At 75.0% G+C, this 1,341-nt stretch carries 2 protein-coding genes; both read right to left on the bottom strand.

Annotated elements, in window-relative coordinates:
• Nucleotides 1-928: beta-ketoacyl [acyl carrier protein] synthase domain-containing protein (locus tag QMK28_RS33940; RefSeq protein WP_326443547.1), on the bottom strand; the 928-nt coding region annotated here is incomplete at its 3' end.
• The coding region (locus QMK28_RS33935; RefSeq protein WP_326443546.1) for a KR domain-containing protein at nucleotides 921-1,341 on the bottom strand (421 nt) is incomplete at its 5' end. The genes QMK28_RS33940 and QMK28_RS33935, both read right to left, overlap by 8 nt.

Here is a 1,341-nt window from a genome sequence, read left to right as displayed (position 1 = left end):
TGACGGCGTAGATCCGGTCGCCGTCGCGTTCGGCGTCGGCCAGCCGTTTGAGCAGCACGACGCCGGTGCCCTCGGAGAGCAGCGTCCCGTCGGCGCGGCGGTCGAAGGGGCGGATCCGCCCGCTGGGGCTGAGCGCGCGCAGTTGGGTGAACACGCTCCACAGGGTGGCGATATGGCAGTGGTGGACGGCTCCGGCGACGACCAGGTCGCAGCGGTCCGCCGCCAGCAGGCCGACGGCTTGCTCGACGGCGAGCAGCGACGAGGCGCAGGCGGCGTCGAGGGTGTAGGCGGGGCCTCGGAAGTCCAGGCGGTTGGCGGTGCGGGCAGCGGTGAAGCTGGGGACCAGGCCGATGGACGCGTCCGGCCGCTCCGGGCCGAGGCCCGCCTGGAATGCCTCGCGTACCTCCTTGACGCGGTCCTCGCCCAGTTCGGGGGCGAGTTCGCGCAGGGTCGCGGCGAGCTGGTGGGCGGTGCGCACCCGCTGGTCGAGGCGGGCGGTGGCCATGCCCATGAAGCCGCCCCGGCCGAGGATGACGCCGATCCGGGAGCGGTCGGCGGGCAGCCGCTCCTCGCCCCCCGCGTCGGCCACGGCCGCGGCGATCACGTGCAGGGCCAGCAGTTGGTCGGGCTCGGCCCCGGCCACGGCGGCGGGCATGATGCCGAAGCGGGTGGGGTCGAAGGCGGCGAGGTCGTCGATGAAGCCGCCGCGCCGGCAGTAGAAGCGGTCGCTGCGGGCGGGGCCCTCGGCGCCGTCCGGGTGGTAGTAGACCTCCGGGTCCCAGCGGGTGGGCGGCACCTCGGTGATGGCGTCGGCGCCCGCGAGGAGGTTGCGCCGGTACGCGGCCAGGTCGGCGGCGCCGGGGAAGATCGCGCCCATCCCGACGATGGCGGCGTCGCCGGGCCGGGGGCCGTGCCGCGCTTCAGCCATGGTCCGGCTCCCCCGGCATGTCCCCTGCCATGTCCTGCGCCATGTCCTGTGCCATGACGACGACTTGGGTGTCCGTGCCGTGGGCCAGTTCGGCGAGGAACGCGGCCGTGCCCGCGTCGGGGTCGATGAGCGGGATGCCCCGGCGCGCGTAGGCGCGTTCCAGTTCCGGGGTGACCATGCCGCCGGCTCCGGAGCTCCACGGGCCCCAGTCGATCGCCAGCACCCTGCCGGGGAACCGCCGTGACCAGGAGTGGGCGAGGGTGTCCAGGGCGTCGTTGGCGGCGGCGTAGTCGGCCTGGCCGCGGTTTCCGAAGACCCCGGCGACGCTGCCGAAGAGGACCAGGAATCCGGGTCCCGGCAGGTACCCGTGGTCGGCGGCGGCGTCGGCCAGGTGGCGGGCGCCTTCGGACTTG

This window comes from Streptomyces sp. H27-D2 (assembly GCF_035828615.1).
GTDB lineage: Bacteria > Actinomycetota > Actinomycetes > Streptomycetales > Streptomycetaceae > Streptomyces.
The sequence above is the reverse complement of the archived record's forward strand: the minus strand, read 5'-3'. Positions and strand labels throughout refer to the sequence as shown.